General features: G+C 71.5%; 3 protein-coding genes and 1 rRNA gene. 1 reads left to right on the top strand and 3 read right to left on the bottom strand.

All coding sequences use genetic code 11. The features are described 5' to 3' along the window. Positions 1 to 76, top strand: a 5S ribosomal RNA gene (gene rrf, locus HET64_RS37910); the annotation flags it as partial. 94 nt (positions 77 to 170) lie between these two features. On the opposite strand, the gene HET64_RS37905 is transcribed toward rrf, so the two are convergent. The 3 genes from HET64_RS37905 to HET64_RS37895 are packed head-to-tail and all read right to left on the bottom strand — an operon-like array spanning position 171 to position 2,962. Further along, positions 171 to 836 carry a response regulator transcription factor gene (locus HET64_RS37905; RefSeq protein ID WP_215111764.1) on the bottom strand — a complete coding sequence of 222 codons (666 nt, stop codon included), beginning with the start codon at positions 834 to 836 and terminating at the stop codon, positions 171 to 173. After that, positions 833 to 2,158 (bottom strand): histidine kinase, encoded by a 1,326-nt coding sequence (locus tag HET64_RS37900; RefSeq protein WP_215111763.1) that lies wholly within the window; start codon positions 2,156 to 2,158, stop codon positions 833 to 835. Before HET64_RS37900 ends, HET64_RS37905 begins: the two co-directional genes overlap by 4 nt. Positions 2,159 to 2,176: 18 nt before the next feature. Further along, the gene (locus tag HET64_RS37895) at positions 2,177 to 2,962 is read right to left on the bottom strand and encodes an ABC transporter permease (RefSeq protein WP_215111765.1); all 786 of its coding nucleotides are present in this window, start codon (positions 2,960 to 2,962) and stop codon (positions 2,177 to 2,179) included. Between the last annotated feature and the right edge of the window lie 59 nt (positions 2,963 to 3,021).

The following is a 3,021-nucleotide window of genomic DNA, read 5'->3' as shown; positions in this document are numbered from 1 at the left end:
GAACCCGGAAGCTAAGCCTTTCAGCGCCGATGGTACTGCAGGGGGGACCCTGTGGGAGAGTAGGACGCCGCCGAACAATTTTTCCGGGAAAGCCCCGCACCTTTTGGTGCGGGGCTTTTCTGCGTTCCAGGACCTTTGAGCGGGGTGTTTCCGTACCGTCCACGCACCGCCTACATCGGGGTGACGAGGCGGGTGTCGTAGGCCAGGATGACCGCCTGGACGCGGTCCCTCGCGCCGGTTTTGGCGAGGATGCGGGTCACGTGCGTCTTCACCGTGGACTCGGCGAGGTGGAGGCGGGTGGCGATCTCCGTGTTGGACCAGCCCTGGCCGATCACGGTGAGGATCTCCCGTTCCCGTTCCGTCAGCGCGGTGATGCGCGGGTCCGCTGCGGCCGGTGCGCCGGGTGTGGCCGGGAGGTGGTGGACGTAGGCGTCGAGGAGGCGGCGCGTCAGGGTCGGGGCGACCACCGCGTCGCCCGCGGCCACCGCTCGGATACCGGCGAGGAGCTCCTCGGGCAGGGCGTCCTTGACCAGGAAGCCGCTGGCTCCGGCACGCAGACCGTCGTAGGCGTACTCGTCCAGGTCGAACGTCGTGACGATCAGGATGCGGGTCCTGGCTCCCGACGTGATGATGCGCCGGGTCGCCTCGATGCCGTCCAGGCCCGGCATGCGGATGTCCATCAGCACGACGTCCGGGTGGTGGCGGGCGACCAGGCCGACGGCCTCCGTGCCGGTGCCCGCCTCGCCGACGACCGTCATGTCGTCCTGGCTCTCCAGGAGCATGCGGAAGCCGAAGCGCTGCATGGGCTGGTCGTCGGCGATGAGTACGGTCGTCACGGGTGCGTGTCCTCCAGGGGAAGGCGGAGCCGTATCTGCCATCCGGCGTGGTTCGGCAGCGGGCCGGCCTCGACGGTGCCGTCGTACAGCGCGGCGCGTTCGCGCATGCCCATGATGCCCTGGGCCGGCAGTGCGGTTTCCTTCGCGTCCACGGTCGTGCCGGCTCCGGTGCCGGTATCGGTGATGCGGGCGTCGAGGTGGGTGCGCGAGTAGGTGAGCGTGATCGTCGCGGACGTGGGCCGGGTGGCGTGCTTGAGGGTGTTGGTCAGGGCTTCCTGGACCACCCGGTACACGGTGAGTTGGCGGCCCGGGGTGAGCGCCTGCGCGCGGGGTTCGCCGTGGAGCTCCAGGTGGACCGGCAGGCCCGCCCGGCGTACGCGCTCGATGAGGGGGGCCAGTTCGTCGAGCGTCGGCTGCGGGGTGCGTTCGGCCTCGGACTGGTCGTCGCGCAGCACGCCCAGGAGACGGCGCAGCTCGGACAGGGCCTGCCTGCTGGTGGCGCCGATGGCTTCCAGCGCCTGGCCCGCGCGTTCCGGGTTCTTCCGGGCCGCGTACGCGCCGCCGTCCGCCAGGCCGGTGATGACGGACAGGTTGTGACCGATGATGTCGTGCATCTCCCGCGCGATGCGGGTGCGTTCGGCGGCGGCGGCGAGCCGGGCCTGCTGGTCGCGTTCGTGTTCCAGCCGGTGGGCGCGCTCGACCAGGGCCTCCGTGTACTCGCGACGGGTGCGTACCGCGATCCCCAGCAGGACGACGAAGACCAGGCCCCAGACGTACGAGACCACTTCCTGGCCCCAGGCGGACGGGATGCGGACGCCGACGGCCAGGACCGGGGCCACGAACAGCGCGGCCGCGGCCCCGACCGTACGGAACGAGGAACGCAGGACGATCTGGAACACCGGGATCAGCTGGAGGAGCGCGGCCTGGACCACGGCGCCCGTCCAGATGTTCACCAGGGACGCCGGCGCCATCAGCAGCAGTACGGCCATGGGGTGCGTCCGGCGCCACAGCAGCGGCAGCGAGAAGCAGAGGCTCATCAGGAGCACCAGCGGCTCGGGCGCCGTCACGTCGTCGCGTGCGACGTTCCGCCAGCCGCCGGAGGTGTAGTCGAGCACCGCCGCCACGACCCAGAACCCCGTCACCGCGGCGTCCCAGACCCGTGGCCGGCGTCGGTCGAAGGCGCGGAGGCGGTCCAGGGCGTCGCGGATGATCCGGGTGAGGGGGGCCGTGTCGCCGGTGCTGCCGGATCCGGTGAGCGGGACTGGTGCTGGGGCGGCGTCGGGCGCCTGGGGCGTGCCGGCGGGCCGGGGGTGGTCCGTCACCTGGTCGCTCCTTGTGCGTCAGACGTCGCGGCGGTCGAGCGCCAGCGCCGCCGCGGCCAGTGTCGTGCCCGCCCACAGGGACAGGGCGAGCAGGGCAGGGCCGGGGGAGATGGTGCCCGGGATGGGGGTGGCGGAGCCCAGGGCACCGGCGGCCTGGGTGGGAAAGTACATGATGGCGCGCTCCACGGCGTCGTACGGGAGCATCCCGAGGATCTCCGGCAGGATCATGACCCCGCCGATGAACGCGCCGATCGCGCCGGGCACCGAGCGCAGCAGTGCGCCGAGGCCGAGAGCGAGCAGGCCCAGCAGGGTGAGCGCCGCCGCGTTCCCCGCCAGGGCCCGCAGGATGCCCGGGTCGGTGAGCGAGGCGGCCTGGTCGGTGTCGTGGAGGAAGGCCTGGGCCACCCCGAACGTGACCAGGGCCGTCGCGAACATGACCGTGAAGACGGTGGCGGTGAACACCGCGGCCTTGGCCCACAGGACGGGGAGCCGGGCGGGTACGGCGGTGAGCGAGGAGCGGATCATCCCGGTCGCGTACTCGCCGGCGGTCATCAGGATGCCCAGGACGATCAGGCACAACTGGCCGAGCAGGCTGCCGTACAGGGTCAGGACGACCGTGTCGACGTCGGAGTCCCCGCCGTCGGAGGTGTAGGTCCCGCCCATGATGAGGCCGACGCCCAGGACCATGACGACCGCGGAGATGAGAGTGATCCAGGAGGAGCGCAGGGAACGGAGCTTGTGCCATTCCGAGCGCAGGATCCGGGTCGGGGTGATGCGGTACTGCGATGACGGTGATGGTGTCAGCGATGACGATGACGGTGATGGTGCGGTCGGGCCCGGGGGCGGAGGGGTGTAGTGGGTGG

The organism is Streptomyces sp. McG3 (genome assembly GCF_018619185.1).
Classification (GTDB): domain Bacteria; phylum Actinomycetota; class Actinomycetes; order Streptomycetales; family Streptomycetaceae; genus Streptomyces.
This window is presented reverse-complemented; position numbering and strand designations above follow the sequence as displayed.